This is a genomic window from Streptomyces sp. NPDC004266, assembly GCF_042874095.1.
In the GTDB taxonomy this organism is placed as follows: domain Bacteria; phylum Actinomycetota; class Actinomycetes; order Streptomycetales; family Streptomycetaceae; genus Streptomyces.
Genome location: NZ_JBIAMM010000032.1, coordinates 1 through 19,914 on the forward strand (window position 1 = coordinate 1; position 19,914 = coordinate 19,914).

The following is a 19,914-nucleotide window of genomic DNA, read 5'->3' on the forward strand; positions in this document are numbered from 1 at the left end:
TCCTTCGGTCCCGTTTCCGGGCCCTCCGGGCGCTTCCTTCGTTTCCGACTCTATCAGATCTTTCCGATCCGATTTCCTCGGTGCTTTCCGGTCCCCTTCGCTTTCGCTCCGGGCCCTTCCGGCGTCTCCGACTTTATCAGATTCATTTCGGCCGACCTAATCGGTGGCTTTCGTGATTCGAATAAGAATCGGAATGACTCCGTGGAATCGAATTCCCTACCGGAGTGAGTGAGACTCTACCCGGCCGCTGCCGAACTGTCCAGTTCTAGGCAACCGTTTGAATCTACCTCCCCACGACCGCCGTGTCAACAGCTTTCGCGAGCACCGGAGGAGACTAGCAGCTCGGGAGGGGCCGACGCACATCAGGCGGCGGTGGGGAGCGCGGCGCTGCGGTCGGGCTCCTCCAGGTCTCCCGTGTCGCCGGCCCGGGCCGCACGGCCGCCGAGCACGTACACGTAGGCGAGGAAGGCCAGCTCGGCGGCGACGCCGATGGTGATGCGGGCCCAGGTGGGGAGGCCTGAAGGGGTGACGAAGCCTTCGAGCAGGCCTGAGACGAAGAGGACCAGGGCCAGGCCGATCGCCATGCCGACCGCCGCGCGGCCCTGTTCCGCCAGGGCGGCGCGGCGGGTCCTGGGGCCCGGGTCGATGACCGTCCAGCCGAGGCGGAGTCCCGTGCCGGCGGCCACGAAGACGGCGGTCAGTTCGAGGAGGCCGTGGGGAAGGATCAGGCCCAGGAAGACGTCGAGGCGACCGGCGGAGGACATCAGACCGAGGCCCACGCCGAGGTTCAGCATGTTCAGGAAGAGGATCCAGAGCACCGGGATCCCCAGGAACGCGCCCAGGACCAGGCACATGGCCGCCGCCTGGGCGTTGTTCGTCCAGACCTGGGCGGCGAAGGAGGCCGCCGGGTGGCTGGAGTAGTACGTCTCGTACCGGCCGCCGGGGCGGGTCATCTCGCGGAGGTCGGTGGAGGCGCCGATCGAGGCCTGGACCTCCGGGTGCGTGCCGATCCACCAGCCGATGAGGACCGCGAGCAGCGTGGAGAGGACGGCCGTGGGGATCCACCAGCGGCGGGAGCGGTAGACCGCGGCGGGGAAGCCGGCGGTAAGGAAGCGGACGGCGTCGCGCCAGGAGGAGCGGCGGGTGCCGGTGACGGTGGCGCGGGCACGGGCCACGAGCTGGGTGAGCCGGGCCGTGAGCACGGGGTCCGGAGTGCTCGACTGGACGATCGAGAGGTGGGTGGCCGTGCGCTGGTAGAGCGCGACGAGTTCGTCGGCCTCGGCGCCGGTGAGCTTGCCGCCCCGGCGCAGGAGGTGGTCGAGGCGTTCCCACTCGGCGCGGTGGGCGGTCACGTAGACGTCGAGGTCCATGATCGGCTGCTGCTCCAGGCACTGGCTGCGGACGGGTCCGTACTGCTGCGGCGCGCTGCGGGTCAGCTTGGCAGACTGACGTTCGGAGGGGTCGGGAAGGGCGGAGAAGGGTGGGTGCCGTGAGTGGTCTTGTGACGGGTGACGCGGTCGTCCTGGGATTGCAGCCCGCGCGGCTGCCGAGTCGGGCGCTCGCGGTGCTCATCGACCTGGTGGTGGTGTGGGCCGTGTACCTGCTGTTCTCGATCGGGCTCGCGGTCGCGACGGCGTCGCTGGACGAGGCCGCGGTCATGGCACTGTCCGTCGCGTCGTTCCTGCTGGTGCTCGTGGGGGCGCCGATCGCGGTGGAGACCCTGTCGCACGGGCGGTCCCTGGGGAAGCTGGCCTGCGGGCTGCGGGTGGTCCGGGACGACGGGGGGCCGATCCGGTTCCGGCACGCGCTGGTGCGGGGCGCGATGGGGGTCGTGGAGATCCTGATGACCTTCGGGGTCGTCGCCCTCGTCGCTTCGCTGGTGTCCGAGCGGGGGCGGCGCCTCGGAGACGTGTTCGCGGGGACGCTGGTGGTGCGGGAGCGGATACCCGCGGCCCGGGTTCTGGCCGTTCCTCCGCCTCCGCCGTGGCTGGTGGGGCGCTTCGCCGGGCTCGACCTCTCGGCGGTGCCGGAGGCGTTGTGGCTGGAGGTGCGTCAGTACCTGACGCGGTCGCGTGAGCTGGACCCGGTCGTGGGGCGGCGCCTTGCGGAGCGGCTGGCCGACGAGCTCGTGGCGCGGACCGGTACGCCTCCGCCGGCAGGGGTTCCGGCCGACGCCTATCTGGCGGGGGTGGTGGCCGAGCGGCAGGCGCGGGACGCGCGGCGGGCGTTCGCGCCGTCGGCCGGCGGAGTGGTGCCGGGTGCCGTTCCTCCGCCGTCCGTTCCGGCTGCCTCGGTGATCGATCCCCCGGTTCCTCCGGCCGCCACTTCCCCGGTCACTTCCCCGGCCGTCACGTCCCCGGTCGCTCCCCCGGCCGTCGCTCCCCCTGTCGTCCCTCCCGTCGGCGGGTCGTCGGCGGGGTCCGGGGCGCGTGCCACCGGGTTCGCCCCGCCGGCCTGAGGGGTCCCGTCAGGGGAAGGCCGAGGGCGGGGTCTCGAGGTCTTCGAGCTCGATGCCGGGGGCGGCGAGGACCACGTCGCCGGCGATGTGGACCGTATGGCGTTCGCCCGTCTCCAGGGCGCTGACCTGGTACTCGTCCACCGTCAGGGGGCCGTTGTCAGTGGCGTGCGCTTCACTTCTCAGCAGGGCCCAGGACTGGTCGACCGTGAGGGGGGCGAGCACCGGGTCCGTGAAGGCGACGAGCCTGACACGGGTCTCGGGGGAATCGGGGGTGAGACGCAGGAGTCGCGTGAGGGCGACGAGGAACGCCGGGGACGTGCCGGTGAAGGCGTGGGCGCGCACATTGCCTTCGGTGGCGTGGGTTCCGGTGGGGTCCGTGCGGACCCAGGTGACGCCGTCGAGGGCCGCGCCGCGGACCTGCCAGCTCGCGGCGTGCAGTTCGAGGCGGATGGGGCGGCCGAGTTCGTCGACGGCCAGGTCGACGGAGCCCCGGTGGTCGCCGGAGGGGGCGGTGATCTGTGAGACGTAGCGCCAGCCGGAGGGGCCGGGCGCGCAGTGGAAGTGTTCTTCGCCGAGGGGGGTGTGATCGTGCGGGTCATGGAGCGAATAACGGCCGCGGGGCATGGGGTGGTCCTCGGGAGGGGCGCTTCCTGGAAGCGGTAGCGGGGCCGGACGGGGCAGGCCCCCCGGCACGGGGGTGCGGGGGGCCTGCCTGAGTCCTCTACGGGTGTCCGGGACGGCGCCGCGTCAGCGCGCGGGCGCCGCCGGCCGGGGCATCAGTAGCGGTAGTGGTCCGGCTTGAAGGGGCCTTCGACCTCGACGCCGATGTAGGCGGCCTGCTCCGGGCGGAGGGTCGTCAGCTTGACGCCGAGCGAGTCCAGGTGGAGGCGGGCGACCTTCTCGTCGAGGTGCTTCGGCAGCACGTAGACGTCGGTCGGGTACTCCTGCGGCTTGGTGAAGAGCTCGATCTGGGCCAGGGTCTGGTCGGCGAAGGAGTTCGACATCACGAAGGAGGGGTGGCCGGTCGCGTTGCCGAGGTTCAGCAGGCGGCCCTCGGAGAGGACGATGAGGACCTTGCCGTCGGGGTAGGTCCAGGTGTGGACCTGCGGCTTGACCTCGTCCTTGACGATGCCCGGGGTCTTGGCGAGGCCGGCCATGTCGATCTCGTTGTCGAAGTGGCCGATGTTGCCCACGATGGCCTGGTGCTTCATCTTGGCCATGTCGGCGGCCATGATGATGTCCTTGTTGCCGGTGGTGGTGATGAAGATGTCGGCGGTCTCGACGACCTCGTCGAGGGTCGTGACCTGGTAGCCGTCCATCGCCGCCTGGAGGGCGCAGATCGGGTCGATCTCGGTGACGATGACGCGGGCGCCCTGGCCGCGGAGGGACTCGGCGCAGCCCTTGCCGACGTCGCCGTAGCCGCAGACGACGGCGGTCTTGCCGCCGATGAGGACGTCGGTGGCGCGGTTGATGCCGTCGATGAGGGAGTGGCGGCAGCCGTACTTGTTGTCGAACTTCGACTTCGTCACGGCGTCGTTGACGTTGATCGCCGGGAAGAGGAGCGAGCCGGCCTGGTGCATCTCGTACAGGCGGTGGACGCCGGTGGTGGTCTCCTCCGTCACGCCGCGGATCTCGGACGCCAGCTGGGTCCACTTCTGCGGGTTCTCGCCGAGGGTGCGGTTGAGGAGACGGAGGATGTGGCCGTACTCCTCGCTGTCCGCGGTGGACGGGTCCGGGGCGGAGCCGGCCTTCTCGAACTCGACGCCCTTGTGGACGAGGAGGGTGGCGTCACCGCCGTCGTCCAGGATCATGTTCGGGCCGCCGGTGGGCGAGTTCGGCCAGGTGAGGGCCTGCTCGGTGCACCACCAGTACTCCTCCAGGGTCTCGCCCTTCCAGGCGAAGACCGGGACGCCCTGGGGGTTCTCCGGGGTGCCGTTCGGGCCGACGGCGATGGCCGCGGCGGCGTGGTCCTGGGTGGAGAAGATGTTGCAGGAGGCCCAGCGGACCTCGGCGCCGAGGGCGACCAGGGTCTCGATGAGGACGGCGGTCTGCACGGTCATGTGCAGGGAACCGGTGACGCGCGCGCCGGCGAGCGGCTGCTGCTCGGCGTACTCGCGGCGGATCGACATCAGGCCGGGCATCTCGTGCTCGGCGAGGGTGATCTCCTTGCGGCCGAAGGCGGCCAGGGAGAGGTCGGCGACCTTGAAGTCCTGGTGGGCGGCAGTCGTCATGACTGTGCTGCTCCTCGTGTGTGCGAGTGCGAGGGTCGGTTGAGGCGCCTGGCACCACGGCAAGGCACCCTGGGCACACGAATGCCCGGGCGCTTCCTCGGTGCCGTCGTCGGAGGCCCTCTCTCCCTCGGCCGGTCCGCGGACCGCCCGACCGCCATCAGCAGCGACGTCTGGCTGGTCACGAATCTACACCGATCGGTGCGGCGGACCACAGTCCGCATCGGACGCACGAGGCCCCCGGGGCGTGCGTCCCGGGGGCCTGGGGCGGGTGGGGCGTGCCCGCCCGCGGGGGTCAGTGGCCGGGGCCGCCGGGGCTCTTGGCCGGGTTGCTGCCCGCCGAGGCGGCCGTCTCGCTGTAGATGTCGGGCTCCAGGTAGATGACCCGGGCGATCGGGACGGCGGCGCGGATGCGCTCCTCGGCGGCGTTGATGGCGTTCGCGACCTCGGTGGCCGTGTCGTCGTGCTGGACGGCGACCTTCGCTGCGACGAGGAGTTCCTCGGGGCCGAGGTGGAGGGTGCGCATGTGGATGAGGCGGGTGACGGTCTCGCCGTCGACGACGGCCGCCTCGATCTTCCTGACCTCGTCGGCGCCGGCGGCCTCGCCGAGGAGCAGCGACTTGGTCTCGGCGGCGAGGACGATCGCGATGAGGACGAGGAGGACACCGATGCAGACGGTGCCGATGCCGTCCCAGACGCCGTCGTCGGTCGCCAGGGCGAGGCCGACGCCGCCGAGGGCGAGGACGAGGCCGACGAGGGCGCCGAAGTCCTCCAGGAGGACGACGGGCAGCTCGGGCGCCTTGGCGCGGCGGATGAAGTCCTTCCAGGACAGGCCGCCGCGGATCTCGTTCGACTCCTTGATGGCGGTCCGGAAGGAGAAGCTCTCGGCGATGATCGCGAACACCAGGACGCCGACCGGCCAGTACCAGGCCTCGATGGGGTGGGGGTGCTTGATCTTCTCGTAGCCCTCGTAGATGGCGAACATGCCGCCGACGGAGAAGAGCACGATGGAGACGAGGAAGGCGTAGATGTACCGCTCGCGGCCGTAGCCGAAGGGGTGCTGCGGCGTGGCCTCGCGCTGGGCCTTCTTGCCGCCGAGGAGCAGCAGGCCCTGGTTGCCGGAGTCGGCGAGCGAGTGGACGGCCTCGGCGAGCATCGAGGACGAACCGCTGAAGAGGAACGCCACGAACTTGGCTACGGCGATCGCGAGGTTGGCGGCGAGTGCCGCCACGATCGCCTTGGTTCCGCCTGACGCGCTCATGGGTGTACGTGGTCCCTTCGTCGGTGCTCCGGCTCTATCGCCGCGGTTCGGCCGGTCATTGTCGCATCAGGCCACGACGGTCGCCCGGAAGACGGTGCCCGCTCCGGTCAGCTCGGTCGGCTCGCCCGCCGGTACGAAGACCGACTCGCCGGGGCTCAGGGTGACCTCGCCGACCCCCGTGCGGCCCGCGACGGCGAGCAGGATCTGAGGGGTGGGCGCGGTGACGTCGGTCGGGGCGGCGCCTTCCGCGCGGACGTACCGGGAGAGGCGGAACTCGTCGATCGGGGTCTCGTAGACCTCCTCGCCGGAGGGGGAGGCCTCGGGGCGCAGGACGGCCAGCTCGGTCGGCTCGAAGCGGACGACGCGGAGGAGTTCGGGGACGTCGACGTGCTTGGGCGTGAGGCCGCAGCGCAGCACGTTGTCGGAGTTGGCCATGATCTCGACGCCGAGGCCCTCGATGTAGGCGTGCGGGACGCCCGCGCCGAGGTAGAGGGCCTCGCCGGGCTGGAGCCGGACGCGGTTGAGCAGCATGGCGGCGATGACGCCGGGGTCGCTCGGGTAGTGGTGGGCCAGGAGCGCGTACGGGGCGTGGTCGCCGCCGAGGCGGTCGGCGGCGGCGTGGGCCTCGGCGACGGTGTGCGCCATCTCCTCGCGGTCGGCGGTGAGCAGGGCCGTCAGGACCTCGCGGAGCGCGGCCTCTTCGGGGTGGGCGTGGAGGAGGTCCACGTACGGCTTGAGGGAGTCGACGCCGAGCGCGGCGATGAGGTCGGCGGCCTCGACGGGGTCGCGGAAGCCGCACAGGCCGTCGAAGGGGGTGAGGGCGCAGATCAGCTCGGGCTTGTGGTTGGCGTCCTTGTACGTGCGGTGCGGGGCGTCGACCGGGATGCCGGCGGCCTCCTCGGCGGCGTACCCGGCCTGGGCCTGGGCCAGGTCGGGGTGGACCTGGAGGGAGAGCGGGGCGCCCGCGGCGAGCAGCTTCAGGAGGAACGGGAGCCGGGGTCCGAACTTCTCGACGGTCCGCTCCCCCAGCTCGTGTACGGGGTCGGCGGCGATCAGGTCGTTCAGCGCGCCTCGCTCGGTGCGGGAGGGGGCACCGGGGTGGGCGCCCATCCACATCTCGGCCTGGGGCTCGCCGGTGGGGGCGACTCCGAGCAGTTCCGGGATGGCCGTCGTGGAACCCCAGGCGTAGGGACGGACGGTGTTGACGAGGCGGTCCATGGTGCCTGCCAGCTCCTCGGAGTGGTGACGGATCTTCGGGTGTCGGGTGACAGGTGACAGGGGGCGGGTGACGGACGGGTGTCGGGGCGGTGGGCACGCGGGTGACGGAGTGGGGTCCTCGCGGTGTACCGGGGTCCTGCCGGTGCGCCGGTGCCCGGGTCGGCCCGGGCCGGTGCCGGTGGGTGCCGGGCCGGTGCGGTGGGCCGCTGCGGTGGGGCGGGGGCCGGGCCGGTGGGCGGGGGCCGCTGGGGTCGGTGGTGGGCGCTCCGGGCGGGGCTAGTGCGGGATGCGGCCCGGAGTGGCCAGGGCGAGGTACACCGCCGCGAAGTCCGTCACCGCGAGCAGCTCGGCGAGGGTCTCCAGGTCGCCGCCCTCCTCCGGTTCCAGCTCGCTGATGGCGGTCCCGTGGCCGAGGGCCAGTTCGCGGGCGGCCGGGGCGGCGGTCAGGCCCTCCGCCGGACGGTCGCGGAGCAGGACCACGCGCGCGCGGAGCGCCTGCTGCTCCTCCACGCGGTCGCGGAAGAAGTCGTCCGGGTCCGCGCCCGCCGCGTAGTCGCCGGCGAGGAGGACCCCGTGCGCCGGCAGGGCCTCCGGGAGCTCCGCGGCGAGGGCGGGCAGGCCCGCGAGCTCGGCGAGGACGGCGGCGAAGCGGCGGCCCGCCGGGCCCGCGGCGTTGCCCTCGGTCCAGATCAGCGGGAGCGAGTCCGCGAGCTCGGCGGCGAGCGTCTTCGCCGGGTTGCTGTACGTGGCGATGGCCGGGCCGCAGCGTTCCGCCATGCGGTCCAGACGGTCGGCGGCCTTCTCCAGGGCCTCCGGCGGCGCCTCGATGAGACCCACGCGGTCCAGGAGCGCGAGCAGCGGGGTGAACAGGGCCCAGAGGGCGCCCGGGCTGGCCGCGATGCTCTCGGCGTACTCGTCGGGCGACTCGTTCGGGGCGATCGCCATCGGGACGAACAGGCCGCGCGAGCCGTTGACCGCCTCGGCGAGCGGGGAGTCCTTCGGGGCGACGGCGACGACCGTGATCCCCCGGTGGTACGCCTGCTCGGCGAGGAGGGCGAGGCCCGGTTCGCCGCCGTCGGTGGTCGGGAGCAGCAGCAGGTCCACCGAACCCGCCCAGCCCGGCAGCGCCCAGCGCAGGGCGCCGGCGGCGGGGGCGACGCCGGTCGGCTGGAGCCGTACGACGGGGGCGGCCGCGCCCGCGAGTCCGCCGAGCAGGTCCGCGACGCCGGCGGCGGCGGTGCCGGGGCCGGCGACCAGGACGGCGCGGGGGCGGCCCTCGGGGCGGAGGTCCGCGATGCCGGCCTCGGCGGCGTGACGGGCGGCGGTCCGGACCCGTGCGCCGGCTTCGGCGGCACCGCGGAGGAGGCCGCGGCGGTCGGCCAGGGCGAGGTCGTCCGGGGCGTCGAGGAGGGTCTCGTCGAGCATGTGCGGCCTCCCTGCGGGGCGGTGCGGGTGCGGGTGCTGCGCGTGCGTCTGCGGGTGCTGGTCGTGCGCGGGCCCCGTGCCCCGGGGTGCCGCCCTGGTGCGGGGGCCCGTGAGGGCGGTGCGGGGTCGGCTTGTGCGGGTCCGGGGCTCGGAACGCGGAGGCGCCGCTCAGGGCGCCGTCCCGTGTGCCCACCCGTCCCGCCCTGCGGGACGATCGCCCACACGGGGCGGGACGCCTGCCCGCACGGGGCGGGACGATCGCCGCACGGAGCCGGGCGGCGGTGTTACGCCGGCTTGCGGGCCTCGTCCACGAGGAGGACCGGGATGCCGTCGCGGACCGGGTAGGCGAGGCCGCAGTCGGGGCTCGTGCAGATCAGCTCGGGGGTCTCGTCCGCCGAGCGGTCGTTCAGCGGAGCGTGGCAGGCCGGGCAGGCCAGGATCTCCAGGAGGCCGGCTTCGAGCGGCATGGGATGTCCCTTCGAACAGACGGATCGGGCCAGCTCAGCCTACCGCCGGGGAACGGGGCACGCCCCCGTTCCCCGGCGGGGCCGTGGGGTCAGTCGGCCGCCCGGACCAGCGCGAGGACCTCGTCGCGGATCTTGGCCATGGTGGTCTCGTCGCGGGCCTCGACGTTGAGGCGGAGCAGCGGCTCCGTGTTGGAGGCGCGGAGGTTGAACCACCAGTCCGCCGCCGTCACGGTCAGGCCGTCGAGCTCGTCGAGGGTGACGCCCTCGGCGTCCTCGTACGTCGCCCTCACCTTGGCCGTGCTCGCCGCCTGGTCGGCGACCGTGGAGTTGATCTCGCCGGAGCCGACGTACCGGTCGTAGGCCGAGACCAGGTCCGACAGGGTGCCCTCCTGGCCGCCCAGGGCCGCGAGGACGTGGAGCGCGGCGAGCATGCCGGTGTCCGCGTTCCAGAAGTCCTTGAAGTAGTAGTGCGCCGAGTGCTCGCCGCCGAAGATCGCTCCGGTCTTCGCCATCTCCTCCTTGATGAAGGAGTGGCCGACGCGGGTGCGGACCGGCTCGCCGCCCTGCTCGCGGACGACCTCCGGCACCGACCAGGAGGTGATCAGGTTGTGGATGATCGTTCCGCCGGGGTTCTTGGCGAGCTCGCGCGCGGCGACGAGGGCCGTGATCGCGGACGGGGAGACCGGCTCGCCGCGCTCGTCGACGACGAAGCAGCGGTCGGCGTCGCCGTCGAAGGCGAGGCCGATGTCGGCGCCCTCGGCCCGGACGCGGGCCTGGAGGTCGACGATGTTCTTCGGGTCGAGCGGGTTGGCCTCGTGGTTCGGGAAGGTGCCGTCCAGCTCGAAGTACATCGGGACCACGTCGAGCGGGAGGCCCTCGAAGACGGTGGGGACGGTGTGGCCGCCCATGCCGTTGCCCGCGTCGACGACCACCTTGAGGGGGCGGATCGCGGTGAGGTCCACCAGGTTCTTGAGGTGCGCGGCGTAGTCCGCGAGGGTGTCCCGCTCGGTGATGGCGCCCTGCTTCGCCGCCGGCTCCGGGGCGCCCTTCTCCGACCACTCCTCGGCGAGGGCGCGGATGTCGGCGAGACCGGTGTCCTGGCCGACGGGGGCGGCGCCGGCGCGGCACATCTTGATGCCGTTGTACCGGGCCGGGTTGTGGGAGGCCGTGAACATGGCGCCGGGCAGGCCGAGGCTGCCGGAGGCGAAGTACAGCTGGTCCGTGGAGCAGAGCCCGATGAGGGTGACGTCTGCGCCGAGGCGGGCCGCGCCGCGCGCGAAGGCGGTCGCGAGGCCGGGCGACGAGGGCCGCATGTCGTGGCCGATGACGATCGCGTCCGCGTCCGTCACCCGTACGAAGGCGGCGCCGAAGAGCTCGGCGAGCTTCTCGTCCCACTGGTCGGGTACGACTCCGCGGATGTCGTACGCCTTCACGATCTGCGACAGATCGGCAGTCACGGATCCACCCTCCTGAGTGCTCTGACACGCGTGTGCGGCGCGTGTACGGAACGCCAAAACTACCCGGAGCGGGGTCGGGGGGACGCGGACGGTGGCCGGATGCCGTCAGTTGTCAGGGGAACGGAGCACCCTGAGGTGTCCGCGGCGCCCGACCTCCATGGGGTCGCCGCCGCGGCCTCCGCCGATCTTGCCGCCGGCCTCGGCCGCGCGCTCCTGGGGGCGGGCCGCCTCCCGGACCGCGTTGGCCAGCGCTTCGAGGTCGTCGCCGCTGGGGCGGGCGGGGGCGGATCCGTCGGAGAGCCGCACCACCTCCCAGCCGCGCGGGGCGGTGAGGCGCTCGCTGTGCTCGGCGCACAGGTCGTAGCAGTGGGGCTCGGCGTAGGTGGCGAGCGGGCCGAGGACCGCAGTCGAGTCGGCATAGACGTACGTCAGTGTCGCGACGGCAGGGCGGCCGCACGCGGTGCGCGAACAGCGACGTACAGGGCTCACGACGTTGGACGGTACCGCACTCTTGAGCGGGCCGCGACGACTCTCCCTCAGGTCACTCCACCGTGTCGCGGTGTGACCTCCGCCACCCCCCTTCGGGTGAGGGCGGCTCTGACCTGCGGGGGAGGGGGACCAAGGAGGGGGCGGCAGGGGGGTATTCGGACACCTTGGGATACAAATCCGGTCAACCAGGGCCAGATGGCCGATCGCGACGGGCCGTCGAATCGGGCGTGAGCCCGGCCGGAATGTTCAGGTTTCGACAAGGGGTGCGGCGGGAGCGCGGGCACGCCGGGAAGGTCGGCGAGGATGCGCCACGGTGCGGTGGGACGGATGGGAGTTACGCTGCGTCAGTGATGGACAGTCCTGTGCCGCCGAGCCCCTCGCACCGCCCCTCGCACCGCCCCACGGAGCCCCCGGCGGAGCCTCGGGTCCGCCGCCGCGACCGGCACGGCCGCGGGATGCGGGGACCCGTCGCACCGCCGCAGGTGCCGCTCTCCACGAGCCGGGCCGACACCTTCCGCGATCTCGTCCTCGACTCGGTGGAGCGCCTGGAGCGGCGCTGGCCCCAGCTGGCGGACGTCGACTTCATGGTGATGGAGGTGCCGCCCCCGGTCTCCGGCGAGACGGTGCCGCTGGGGGGTGCGCTGCCCGCGGAGAAGAACGAACCCGCGCGGGTGGTCGTCTATCGACGGCCGGTCGAGATCCGCTCGAAGAGCCGGGACGAGCGGGCGATGCTGGTCCACGAGGTGGTCGTGGAGCAGGTCGCGGAGCTTCTGGGGCTGTCCCCCGAGTCGGTCGACCCTCGGTACGGGCAGGACTGAGCCCGAGCCCGGTGCGGGCTCGGGCGCGGGAGCCACGCGCGCCGCTCAGTCCAGGACTCCCAGGTCCTGGTGGGCCGTCGGGAGTTCCACCGTGCCTCGGTCGTCGACGAAGGTCTGGACGGTGAACATCGGGATGCCGTCCTCCGGGAGGGCGAGCGTCCGTGCCGCGTGGACCTTGCCGCCCGAGACGGGTTCGACGGTCAGCGCGTAGGAGCCCTTGAGGCCCTGGGGGGCGAGGTCGGTCAGGACCGTCGTCGTGCCCCCCTTGACGGTGACGGTCCTCGACACCGGCGTGCCCCCCTCGGACCCGGCCGAGGCGGTGACCTTGACCTGGGCGTCGGCGCCGGGGGCGGTCAGGGAGAGCGTCGAGGCCTTGGCGCGGTTGTCGGCGACCGTCGCGCGGGCGGAGACGGCCGCGGCCGCCGGGATGAACGCGATCTCGGTGTTCTCGCCCTTGCCGCGCACGACCTGGAGGGCCGCCACGACCGGGGTCGGCTTCTTCGGGTCGCTCGGGGTGAGCAGCAGGGAGCCCACCGCGCCCCGGGTGAGGTCCGGCAGGTCGGCGAAGGCCGTCATCCCCGACTTCACGTGGAGCGAGCCGCCGCCCGCCGGGACGATCGTGCCGGTCGCGGTGGCCAGCTGGATCTTGAGGTCGGCGTCGTCGTCGCCGGGGGCGAAGGCCACGAGCCGCACCGAGGTGGCGTCGGCCGGGATGCCGGGGAGCACGGCGGTGCTCGCCGGGTCGGCGGCCGGCGCGATCCAGTCGCTGCCGAGCTTGTCGTCGGCCGCGGCGACGGCGGCGCCGACGCGTCCGCTGCGGGTGGTGACGTGGACGGTGACGTCCCGCCGGCCGGTCTCGCTCGTGAGGGTGGAGAGGAGCACCGGGACGGTGGAGTGGGCGGGGACCGGGATGCCCTCGGTGAACTGGGACTTGAGGGGGCCCTCGGGGCCGTACAGCTCGATGTCGGCGACGGCGGCCGTGTCGTCCGGGTTGGTGAGGTGGACGTAGTCCTGGCGTTCCTTGGCGGTGGAGGCGGCCGGGAACCAGAAGTCGGTGTCGGGGGCGCCGCAGCCGAGGCCGAGGAGGCCGCGCGCGCCGCCCGCCGGGACGACGGTGGTCTGCTGGACGGTCCAGCCGGGGGCGAGGGTGCCGGTCGCGGAGCCGGTGAGGGCGGGCACGGAGCCGCCTTCCGCCTCGGCGGTGACGGGCTTGCCGGTGGCGGTGACGGTGGCCGGGACCTTGGGTGCCTTCGGCTTCTTGCCGGTCTTGCCGGTGCCGCCCGCGGGCGTCGCGCTCGTGGCGGCCCGCAGCAGGGCGGTGGGCTGCTCGGTCCTGCCCGGGGTGCTCTTCGCCGCGCCGGTGCTCGCCGGGGTGTACGAGGTGTAGAGCGTCTCGGCCACCTCTGAGGTGCTGGGGGCCGGGCAGACCAGGCCGACGCGCTCCACCGGCAGGCGGGTGGTGGCCTTCGCCTCGGGGGCGGCGGCGCCGTCCGGGGCGGTGAGGGCCGCGAAGCCGGTGACGGCGGCGAGGGCCGTGGCTCCCGCGATCAGGGAGAGGGTCGTGCGCTTCACTGGTTGCTGCTCCCGTCGGGACGCTGCTCGGTCTCGTGGCCCTGGGGGTATCCGTAGCCGTAGCCGTACGGGTCGTACTGCTGCTGGTCGTACTGCTGGGGCTGCGCCGCCGGGTCGTACGGCTGCGGCTGCTCATAGCCCTGCTGCTCGTACCCCTGCTGTCCGTACCCCTGCTGTTCGTATCCCTGCTGGGGGTACGCGTACGGCTGCTGCTGGTACGGGTCGGCGGCGTAGTCCTGGTAGTAGCCCTGGTCGGCGTACGGCTGGGTCCCCGGCTGCTCCTGGGTCTGCTGCGCGGGCGCCTGGGCGTAGGCCGGGTCGTGGCCGCCGTCCCATTCCTGCTGTTGGTCCCGGGGCTCGTAGGACTGCTGCTCCGGGACCGGGGCGGGCTCGTTCTCCGGGGACGCCGGGAACTCCGGGGAGCCGGGGGTGCCGGCGGCCTCCGCCTCGGCCTCGGCCTCCGCGGCGGCGCGCAGCCGGCGGGCGCGGCGACCGTCGCCCTCGGTCGCCTGGGCGGGGATCGCGAGCTCCTCCTCGGGGAGGTCGTCGTCGATCTCGCGGCGCCGGCCGGGCAGGGCGAGGACGAGCAGGACGACGGCGAGGCCGACCTGGGCCCAGATCCACGCGGTGTGGCCGAGCGGCTCGTCGTACGTGAGGTCGAGGCGGCCGCCTCCGGCGGGGAGCTCGAAGCCCTGGGCCCAGTCGTCGACGGTGGTCCGCGTCAGCTCCTTGCCGTCGAGGGTGGCGGTCCAGCCGTCGGCGGCGAGGTCGGCGAGGCGCAGGACGCGGCCTGCGGGGCCCGCGGGGATCTGGGTGTGCGCCTCGACGGGACCGGCGGCGACGGCGACCGGCTCGGCGGTCTCCTGCGCGTTCCCGGCGTCCCCGGACTTGACGGCGGGCGGGACGATCATGACGCGGGCGATCTCGCGGTCGACGCGCCAGAGCGCGCTGCCGTCGAGCTGGCTGAGGCGGCTGAGGCCGGGCGTGGAGTCGAGGACGCGGCTCATCTGGCGCGGTGCTCCGTCCCGTACGAGGACGTAACGGATGGCGTAGCCGCTGAGCTCCTGGGTCTGGTCGGCGCCGGAGCCGGCGACGAGGCGGGCGACGACCGCGTCGAGGCGGGAGTCGCCCTCGGCGGCCGCGGTGAGTTCGGCGTCGCCGAGGCGGGCGCCGGAGCCGCGGACCAGGGTGTAGGCGACCTCGCCGGGCGCGCCGGCGCCGAGGACGAGGGTGCGGGGCTGGTCGCGGGTGCCGCTCTCCTCGGCGACGAAGGCCGGGACCTGGACCGGGTCGCGGCGGGTCAGCGGGCCGTCGGCGCCGCCGATCATCCAGCCGACGGCGGCGACGGCCGGGCCGAGGGCGCAGGCGAGGGCGATGAGGGCGGCGACGGGCTGGCGCCAGCCGAAGCCGTGGGCGGCGACGCGGGTGCGGCCGCCCTCGGCGCCGATCATGCCGGCGGCGATGAGGGCGGCGCCGTACACGAGGGTGGCGGGTCCGGCCCAGCCGGTGCCGCCCGCGCCGTTGGACAGGACGGCGAAGAGGAGGCCGGCGAGGGCGGCGGCCCAGGCCGTGCGGACGGCGAGCTGCCGCTCCTCGCGCAACAGACCGGCCAGGCCGGCGAGGACGAGGCCGATCAGGAGGAGGCCGCCGGTGGTGCCGGGGCCGCCCGGGCTGGTGCCGAGCAGGTCGAGCGCGGTGGCCGTGCCCGTACGGACGTCGACGCCGGCCTCGCGCAGGAAGGCGCCGGGGTCGGTGAGGAGGGCGAGGGACCAGGGCGCGAGGACGAGCAGCGGGGTGCCGACGGCGGCCAGGAAGCGCAGTCCGTACGCGGTGAGCTCGGAGCGGCGCACGGCGAGCACGCCGAGGCCGAGGAGGACGGCGAGCGGCCAGACGACCGGGGTGAACGCCGTCGCGAAGGTGAGCAGGAAGGTGTACGCCCAGGTGGCGCGCCAGCTGCCCCGGTCGGGCCGGTTGAAGCCGTGGGCGGCGACGGCGGCGCGGGCGATCAGCGGGAGCAGGATCGCGAGGACCGCGGTGCCGAGCCGGCCGGCGGCGAGGGCCCCGGTGGCGGCGGGCAGGAAGGCGTACGCGATGGCGGCCCAGGCGCGCAGGAGCCGGGACTCGACGATGCCGCGGGCGGCGAAGTACGCGGTGAAGCCGGCGAGCGGGACCGAGCAGACGAGCAGCAGGGTCAGCGCGGTGGAGGTGGAGCCGAGGAACAGCGCGGAGAGCGCGGCCAGGACGGCGAGGTAGGGCGGGGCGGTCTGGGTGCCGCCGGTGCCGAGGGCGTGCCAGGCGTCGGCGTACCGCGACCAGAGGCCGGAGACGGTGTCGGGGGCCGGCAGCAGGGCGCCGCCCGCCAGGGACCCGCCGGCGAAGAGGTTGCGGCAGGCGACCAGGGAGACGAGGAGGAGCAGGGCGAAGAGGACCGGGCCGGGCTTGCGGGCGATCTTCTTGAGCCGGGCGAACTGCTCGATCTCCAGGTAGTCGGCGTCGTCGCCGCCGGGGCCCGACTCGACGACGCCGTGGCGGGAGCCGCCGGTGTCGGCCTCGGAGCCGCCGAAGTGGGAGGCGATCTGCTCGACGGTGGCGCGGACGGTGGCGCCGGGCGGCGGGAAGAGGGACCGGAACTCGCCGTTGGGGACGGCCGGGTTCCTGCGGCGCTTGCGGGCGGCGAGGATCTTCTCGGGGCGCAGCAGGGTCGCGAGGAGGCCCATGACCTCGTCGACCGCCTGGACCGGGGCCTTGCCGACGAGGTAGGCGAGGGTGCGGAGCAGGGTGCTGAGGACGAGCCGTACGAGGACGTACGGGAGGGCGCGGCCGCGGGCGTTGGCGAGGAGGGTGTGGACGGCGCCGGCCTTGTCGACCCGGTGCGGGTTGGCGGCGGTGCGGCCGGCGCAGTCGACGGTGCGGCGCTCGCGGGCGGAGGCCTCGGCGTGCCGCAGGACGGCGCCGGGGGCGACGAGGACGTGGTGGCCGGCGGAGTGCGCTCGCCAGCACAGGTCGACGTCGTCGCGCATGAGGGGCAGGCGGCGGTCGAAGCCGCCGAGGCCCTCGAAGACGTCGCGGCGGATCAGCATGCCGGCGGTGGAGACGGAGAGGACGGAGCGGACCTGGTCGTGCTGGCCCTGGTCCTGCTCGCGGCGGTCGAGTCCGGTCCAGCGGCGGCCGCTGCGGGCGATGCTCACGCCGGCTTCGAGGAGCTGCTTCCTGTCGTACCAGCCGCGCAGCTTGGGGCCGATGACGGCGGCTTCCGTGTCGGACTCGGCGACGCGCAGGAGTTCGGCGAGGGCGCCGGGCTCGGGGGCGCAGTCGTCGTGGAGGAGCCAGAGCCACTGGACCGGTTCGCCGTGCGGGAGTTCGGGGAGGTCGTACGCCTCGTCGTTCCAGGTCCGGCTGACGGGGTCCCATCCGCTGGGGCGCTTCAGGTAGGGCAGTTCCTCGGGTCCGAGCAGGGGCGCGGTGCGGGCGGCCTCCTCGACGGCCGCGCCGAAGCCGGTGCGGCGCGCGAGGTGCAGGACGCGGTCGGCGCCGATGGCGTCGGCGACGAGCTGCGCCGAGTCGTCGGCGCTGCCGGTGTCGGCCGCCACCACGTTCTGCACGGGGCGCTCCTGGGCGAGCAGCCCGGCGAGTGCGTCGGGCAGCCAACGGGCGCCGTCGTGGGTGACGAGCACGGCGGTGACGACGTGTCGCGGAAACTCAGGAGTTGAGGACATCGAGCTACGGGCCCTCCGGCCGGGGTCGCCCGCGGGGGGCGTGGGGAGCGTCTCGGACGGAGGCCCACACTAACGGCTGCACGCGGAACGGTCCGCCGCCCTGTGGACAGACCGTGCGGGAGGCCTTCATACGGGGACACGGCGTGCCGGACACGCGAAACGGTCCGCCGCCTGTGGATGGTGCACAGGGGGCGGACCGTTCGTCATGTCCTGGTGGGCGCGCCGTGGCGCGGGGGGCCCGGCAGGCTTCGCGCCGTTCAGACGGCGGCCTTCTTCAGCCGGCGTCGCTCCCGCTCGGAGAGGCCGCCCCAGATGCCGAACCGCTCGTCGTTCTGCAGGGCGTATTCGAGGCACTCGGAGCGGACCTCGCAGGCGAGGCAGACCTTCTTGGCCTCGCGGGTCGAGCCGCCCTTCTCGGGGAAGAAGGACTCGGGATCGGTCTGGGCGCACAGCGCGCGCTCCTGCCAGCCGAGTTCCTCGTCCGCGTCCTCGACCAGCAGTTCCTGGAACAACTCGGTCATGTGCGCCCCTCGTCTGTTCTGTGCGTCCCCGTGATGTTGCCGGGGCGAACCCGGCCGAACGACACGAGTGAAATTACAAGTTCGTGCTCTGTGCGAGTCAAGCCGAGATCTGCTATTGGGCCCCGCATTCACTCTGTGGAACCAAGCGTATGCGGAAAGTGTTCAAATCACCAAAAAACGTGACACATGCCGCCGGCTTGATCGCGCCGCACCGACTTCACAGAGGAGGACGTCCAGGACTTGGATCTTGTTGCGATCCGACCATGGAAGCGATCTGGATCACAGTCCGATCACACCCCTCCGTGTTTGAGGGCGCGGTCGAAGCGCCATCTGTCCTGGTCCGCGCCTGAGCAAACCTTTCTCCGGACGCAGTAACCGGATGAGGTGAAACATTACCCCCAAATCGGGCATTGAGTTGACAGTCGGGTACCCCTCCGGCCACCTTTGGTGGCATGCCAGCGACCGCAGCGCCCTCCGCGACCCACAGCCGTGGGTCCCGCCGCGCTGTCCAGGCGCGCTGTTGCTGTTGCTGTCCCAGCTGTTGATGCCGTAGGGCTCCAGCTCCTTCCCCCAGCGTCACCCCGCGTCACCCGTGTCACCTCTCTTTCGTGACCCCCCACCGCTTCTGTTTCTGCTGAGGAACCTCCCCATCCCATGAACATGGACAGCGACCTTCAGATCGCCGGCGACCTCCTCGAGGTCCAGCACCTCCTCCAGCCCGAGCGCGCCCACCCCGTCACCGTGGCCGAGTTCGCCGGCCTCGCGCGCTCCATCGCCGACGACCGCTCCCAGTGGGCCCCCTACGTCGAGTACGACGCCACCACCCGCTGGTACCACCGCCTGCGCACCGGCCCCGGCTACGAGGTGTGGCTGCTCTCCTGGGTGCCCGGACAGGGCAGCGGGCTCCACGACCACGGCCTCTCCTCCGGCGTTCTGACCGTCCTGCAGGGCGAGCTGAGGGAGCGCACGGACCGGGGCGTACGGACGCTCGCCGGCGGCGCGCAGCGCGTCTTCGCCCCCGGGTACGTCCACGAGGTCGTCAACGACTCCCTCGAACCGGCCGTCAGCCTGCACGTCTACTTCCCCGGCCTGACCGAGATGCCGATGCACGAGTCGCTCCGTGCCCAGTGCGCCCCGGCCGCCCCGGAGGTCGCGGTCGCCTGACGGGCCCGCCCGTCTCCCGACCACCACCCCTCATGCGCTCGGCCTCCGGCTGACAGACTGTCCGCATGCGCATTGTGGTTCTGGCCGGCGGCATCGGTGGTGCCCGTTTCCTTCGCGGCCTCAAGCAGGCCGCGCCGGACGCGGAGATCACGGTCATCGGCAACACCGGTGACGACATCCATCTCTTCGGGCTGAAGGTCTGCCCCGACCTGGACACGGTGATGTACACCCTCGGCGGTGGCATCGACGAGGAGCAGGGCTGGGGACGTACGGACGAGTCCTTCACCGTCAAGGAGGAGCTCGCGGCGTACGGGGTCGGGCCCGAGTGGTTCGGCCTCGGCGACCGCGACTTCGCCACCCACATCGTCCGCACGCAGATGCTCGGCGCGGGCTACCCGCTGAGCGCCGTCACCGAGGCGCTGTGCGCCCGCTGGCAGCCCGGCGTGCGCCTCCTCCCCATGTCCGACGACCGCGTCGAGACGCACGTGGCGATCGAGGTGGACGGCGAGCAGCGCGCGGTGCACTTCCAGGAGTACTGGGTGAAGCTGCGCGCCTCCGTCGACGCGAAGGCCGTCGTGCCGGTCGGCGCGGAGGCCGCGAAGCCCGCGCCGGGCGTCCTGGAGGCGATCGCCGAGGCGGACGTCATCCTCTTCCCGCCGTCCAACCCCGTGGTGAGCGTCGGGACGATCCTGGCCGTGCCCGGGATCCGCGAGGCGGTCGTCGCGGCCGGGGCGCCGGTCGTGGGCCTCTCCCCCATCGTCGGCGACGCGCCCGTGCGCGGCATGGCCGACAAGGTGCTCGCGGCGGTGGGCGTGGAGTCCACGGCGGCGGCGGTCGCCCTGCACTACGGCGCCGAACTCGTCGGCGGCTGGCTCGTGGACACCGTCGACGCGGGCGCGGTCGCCGAGGTCGAGGCGGCGGGCATCGCCTGCCGCGCGGTGCCGCTGATGATGACGGACGTGGACGCGACGGCCGCGATGGCGCGCGAGGCGCTGGCACTGGCCGAGGAGGTCCGGGGGTGACGGCCGCGGGGGGTGCGGGCGTGACCGCCGCGGGGGGCGCGGGGGCAGCCGCTGCGGAGAGCGCGGGGGTGATCGCCGCGGGAGGCGCGGAAGTGACC

Annotated in this window: 16 protein-coding genes; 4 read left to right on the forward strand and 12 right to left on the reverse strand. The window is 73.3% G+C overall.

Annotated features, from left to right (window positions below):
• Nucleotides 1-362: 362 nt before the first annotated feature.
• The gene (locus tag ACFYUZ_RS38355; RefSeq protein WP_389317581.1) at nucleotides 363-1,370 is read right to left on the reverse strand and encodes a stage II sporulation protein M; all 1,008 of its coding nucleotides are present in this window, start codon (nucleotides 1,368-1,370) and stop codon (nucleotides 363-365) included.
• A gap of 119 nt (nucleotides 1,371-1,489) precedes the next feature.
• Between ACFYUZ_RS38355 and ACFYUZ_RS38360 the strand changes: the two genes are divergently transcribed.
• Complete coding sequence (locus ACFYUZ_RS38360) at nucleotides 1,490-2,458, forward strand: RDD family protein (RefSeq protein ID WP_389317584.1); 969 nt, start codon at nucleotides 1,490-1,492, stop codon at nucleotides 2,456-2,458.
• A gap of 9 nt (nucleotides 2,459-2,467) precedes the next feature.
• On the opposite strand, the gene ACFYUZ_RS38365 is transcribed toward ACFYUZ_RS38360, so the two are convergent.
• The 8 genes from ACFYUZ_RS38365 to ACFYUZ_RS38400 all read right to left on the reverse strand — a co-directional run bounded on the left by ACFYUZ_RS38365 (nucleotide 2,468) and on the right by ACFYUZ_RS38400 (nucleotide 11,054).
• Nucleotides 2,468-3,082, reverse strand: a complete 615-nt coding sequence (locus ACFYUZ_RS38365; protein WP_389317587.1) for a hypothetical protein — start codon at nucleotides 3,080-3,082, stop codon at nucleotides 2,468-2,470.
• A 152-nt stretch (nucleotides 3,083-3,234) separates the two neighbouring features.
• Nucleotides 3,235-4,689, reverse strand: a complete 1,455-nt coding sequence (ahcY, locus tag ACFYUZ_RS38370) for an adenosylhomocysteinase (RefSeq protein ID WP_389317590.1) — start codon at nucleotides 4,687-4,689, stop codon at nucleotides 3,235-3,237.
• A gap of 292 nt (nucleotides 4,690-4,981) precedes the next feature.
• A complete protein-coding gene (locus tag ACFYUZ_RS38375; RefSeq protein ID WP_389317593.1) occupies nucleotides 4,982-5,947 on the reverse strand; it encodes a cation diffusion facilitator family transporter in 966 nt (321 codons plus the stop codon).
• 66 nt (nucleotides 5,948-6,013) lie between these two features.
• Complete coding sequence (gene manA / locus ACFYUZ_RS38380) at nucleotides 6,014-7,165, reverse strand: mannose-6-phosphate isomerase, class I (RefSeq protein ID WP_389317596.1); 1,152 nt, start codon at nucleotides 7,163-7,165, stop codon at nucleotides 6,014-6,016.
• Nucleotides 7,166-7,441: 276 nt separating this feature from the next.
• Nucleotides 7,442-8,590: an SIS domain-containing protein gene (locus ACFYUZ_RS38385; protein ID WP_389317599.1), complete on the reverse strand. Its 1,149-nt coding sequence runs from the start codon at nucleotides 8,588-8,590 to the stop codon at nucleotides 7,442-7,444.
• A gap of 284 nt (nucleotides 8,591-8,874) precedes the next feature.
• Nucleotides 8,875-9,057, reverse strand: a complete 183-nt coding sequence (locus ACFYUZ_RS38390) for a Trm112 family protein (protein WP_030694350.1) — start codon at nucleotides 9,055-9,057, stop codon at nucleotides 8,875-8,877.
• A gap of 89 nt (nucleotides 9,058-9,146) precedes the next feature.
• Nucleotides 9,147-10,514 carry a phosphomannomutase/phosphoglucomutase gene (locus ACFYUZ_RS38395; RefSeq protein ID WP_389317602.1) on the reverse strand — a complete coding sequence of 456 codons (1,368 nt, stop codon included), beginning with the start codon at nucleotides 10,512-10,514 and terminating at the stop codon, nucleotides 9,147-9,149.
• 105 nt (nucleotides 10,515-10,619) lie between these two features.
• Nucleotides 10,620-11,054, reverse strand: coding sequence for a DUF3499 domain-containing protein (locus ACFYUZ_RS38400; protein ID WP_078954257.1), 435 nt, complete (start codon nucleotides 11,052-11,054; stop codon nucleotides 10,620-10,622).
• Nucleotides 11,055-11,353: 299 nt separating this feature from the next.
• Between ACFYUZ_RS38400 and ACFYUZ_RS38405 the strand changes: the two genes are divergently transcribed.
• Nucleotides 11,354-11,821, forward strand: coding sequence for a metallopeptidase family protein (locus ACFYUZ_RS38405; RefSeq protein ID WP_389317647.1), 468 nt, complete (start codon nucleotides 11,354-11,356; stop codon nucleotides 11,819-11,821).
• Nucleotides 11,822-11,866: 45 nt separating this feature from the next.
• Here the strand turns inward: ACFYUZ_RS38405 and ACFYUZ_RS38410 are convergent, their stop codons facing one another.
• From ACFYUZ_RS38410 to ACFYUZ_RS38420, 3 genes are all read right to left on the reverse strand, one after another.
• A complete protein-coding gene (locus tag ACFYUZ_RS38410) occupies nucleotides 11,867-13,393 on the reverse strand; it encodes a DUF5719 family protein (RefSeq protein ID WP_389317604.1) in 1,527 nt (508 codons plus the stop codon).
• On the reverse strand, nucleotides 13,390-17,109 hold the full coding sequence (locus ACFYUZ_RS38415) for a glycosyltransferase (protein WP_389317607.1): 3,720 nt from the start codon (nucleotides 17,107-17,109) through the stop codon (nucleotides 13,390-13,392). The genes ACFYUZ_RS38410 and ACFYUZ_RS38415 overlap by 4 nt, the downstream gene beginning before the upstream one ends.
• A gap of 257 nt (nucleotides 17,110-17,366) precedes the next feature.
• Complete coding sequence (locus ACFYUZ_RS38420) at nucleotides 17,367-17,630, reverse strand: WhiB family transcriptional regulator (protein ID WP_015033978.1); 264 nt, start codon at nucleotides 17,628-17,630, stop codon at nucleotides 17,367-17,369.
• A 654-nt stretch (nucleotides 17,631-18,284) separates the two neighbouring features.
• Between ACFYUZ_RS38420 and ACFYUZ_RS38425 the strand changes: the two genes are divergently transcribed.
• The gene (locus ACFYUZ_RS38425; RefSeq protein WP_389317609.1) at nucleotides 18,285-18,794 is read left to right on the forward strand and encodes a cysteine dioxygenase; all 510 of its coding nucleotides are present in this window, start codon (nucleotides 18,285-18,287) and stop codon (nucleotides 18,792-18,794) included.
• Nucleotides 18,795-18,859: 65 nt separating this feature from the next.
• Nucleotides 18,860-19,816 (forward strand): 2-phospho-L-lactate transferase, encoded by a 957-nt coding sequence (cofD, locus tag ACFYUZ_RS38430; protein WP_389317612.1) that lies wholly within the window; start codon nucleotides 18,860-18,862, stop codon nucleotides 19,814-19,816.
• The last annotated feature ends 98 nt before the right edge of the window (nucleotides 19,817-19,914 follow it).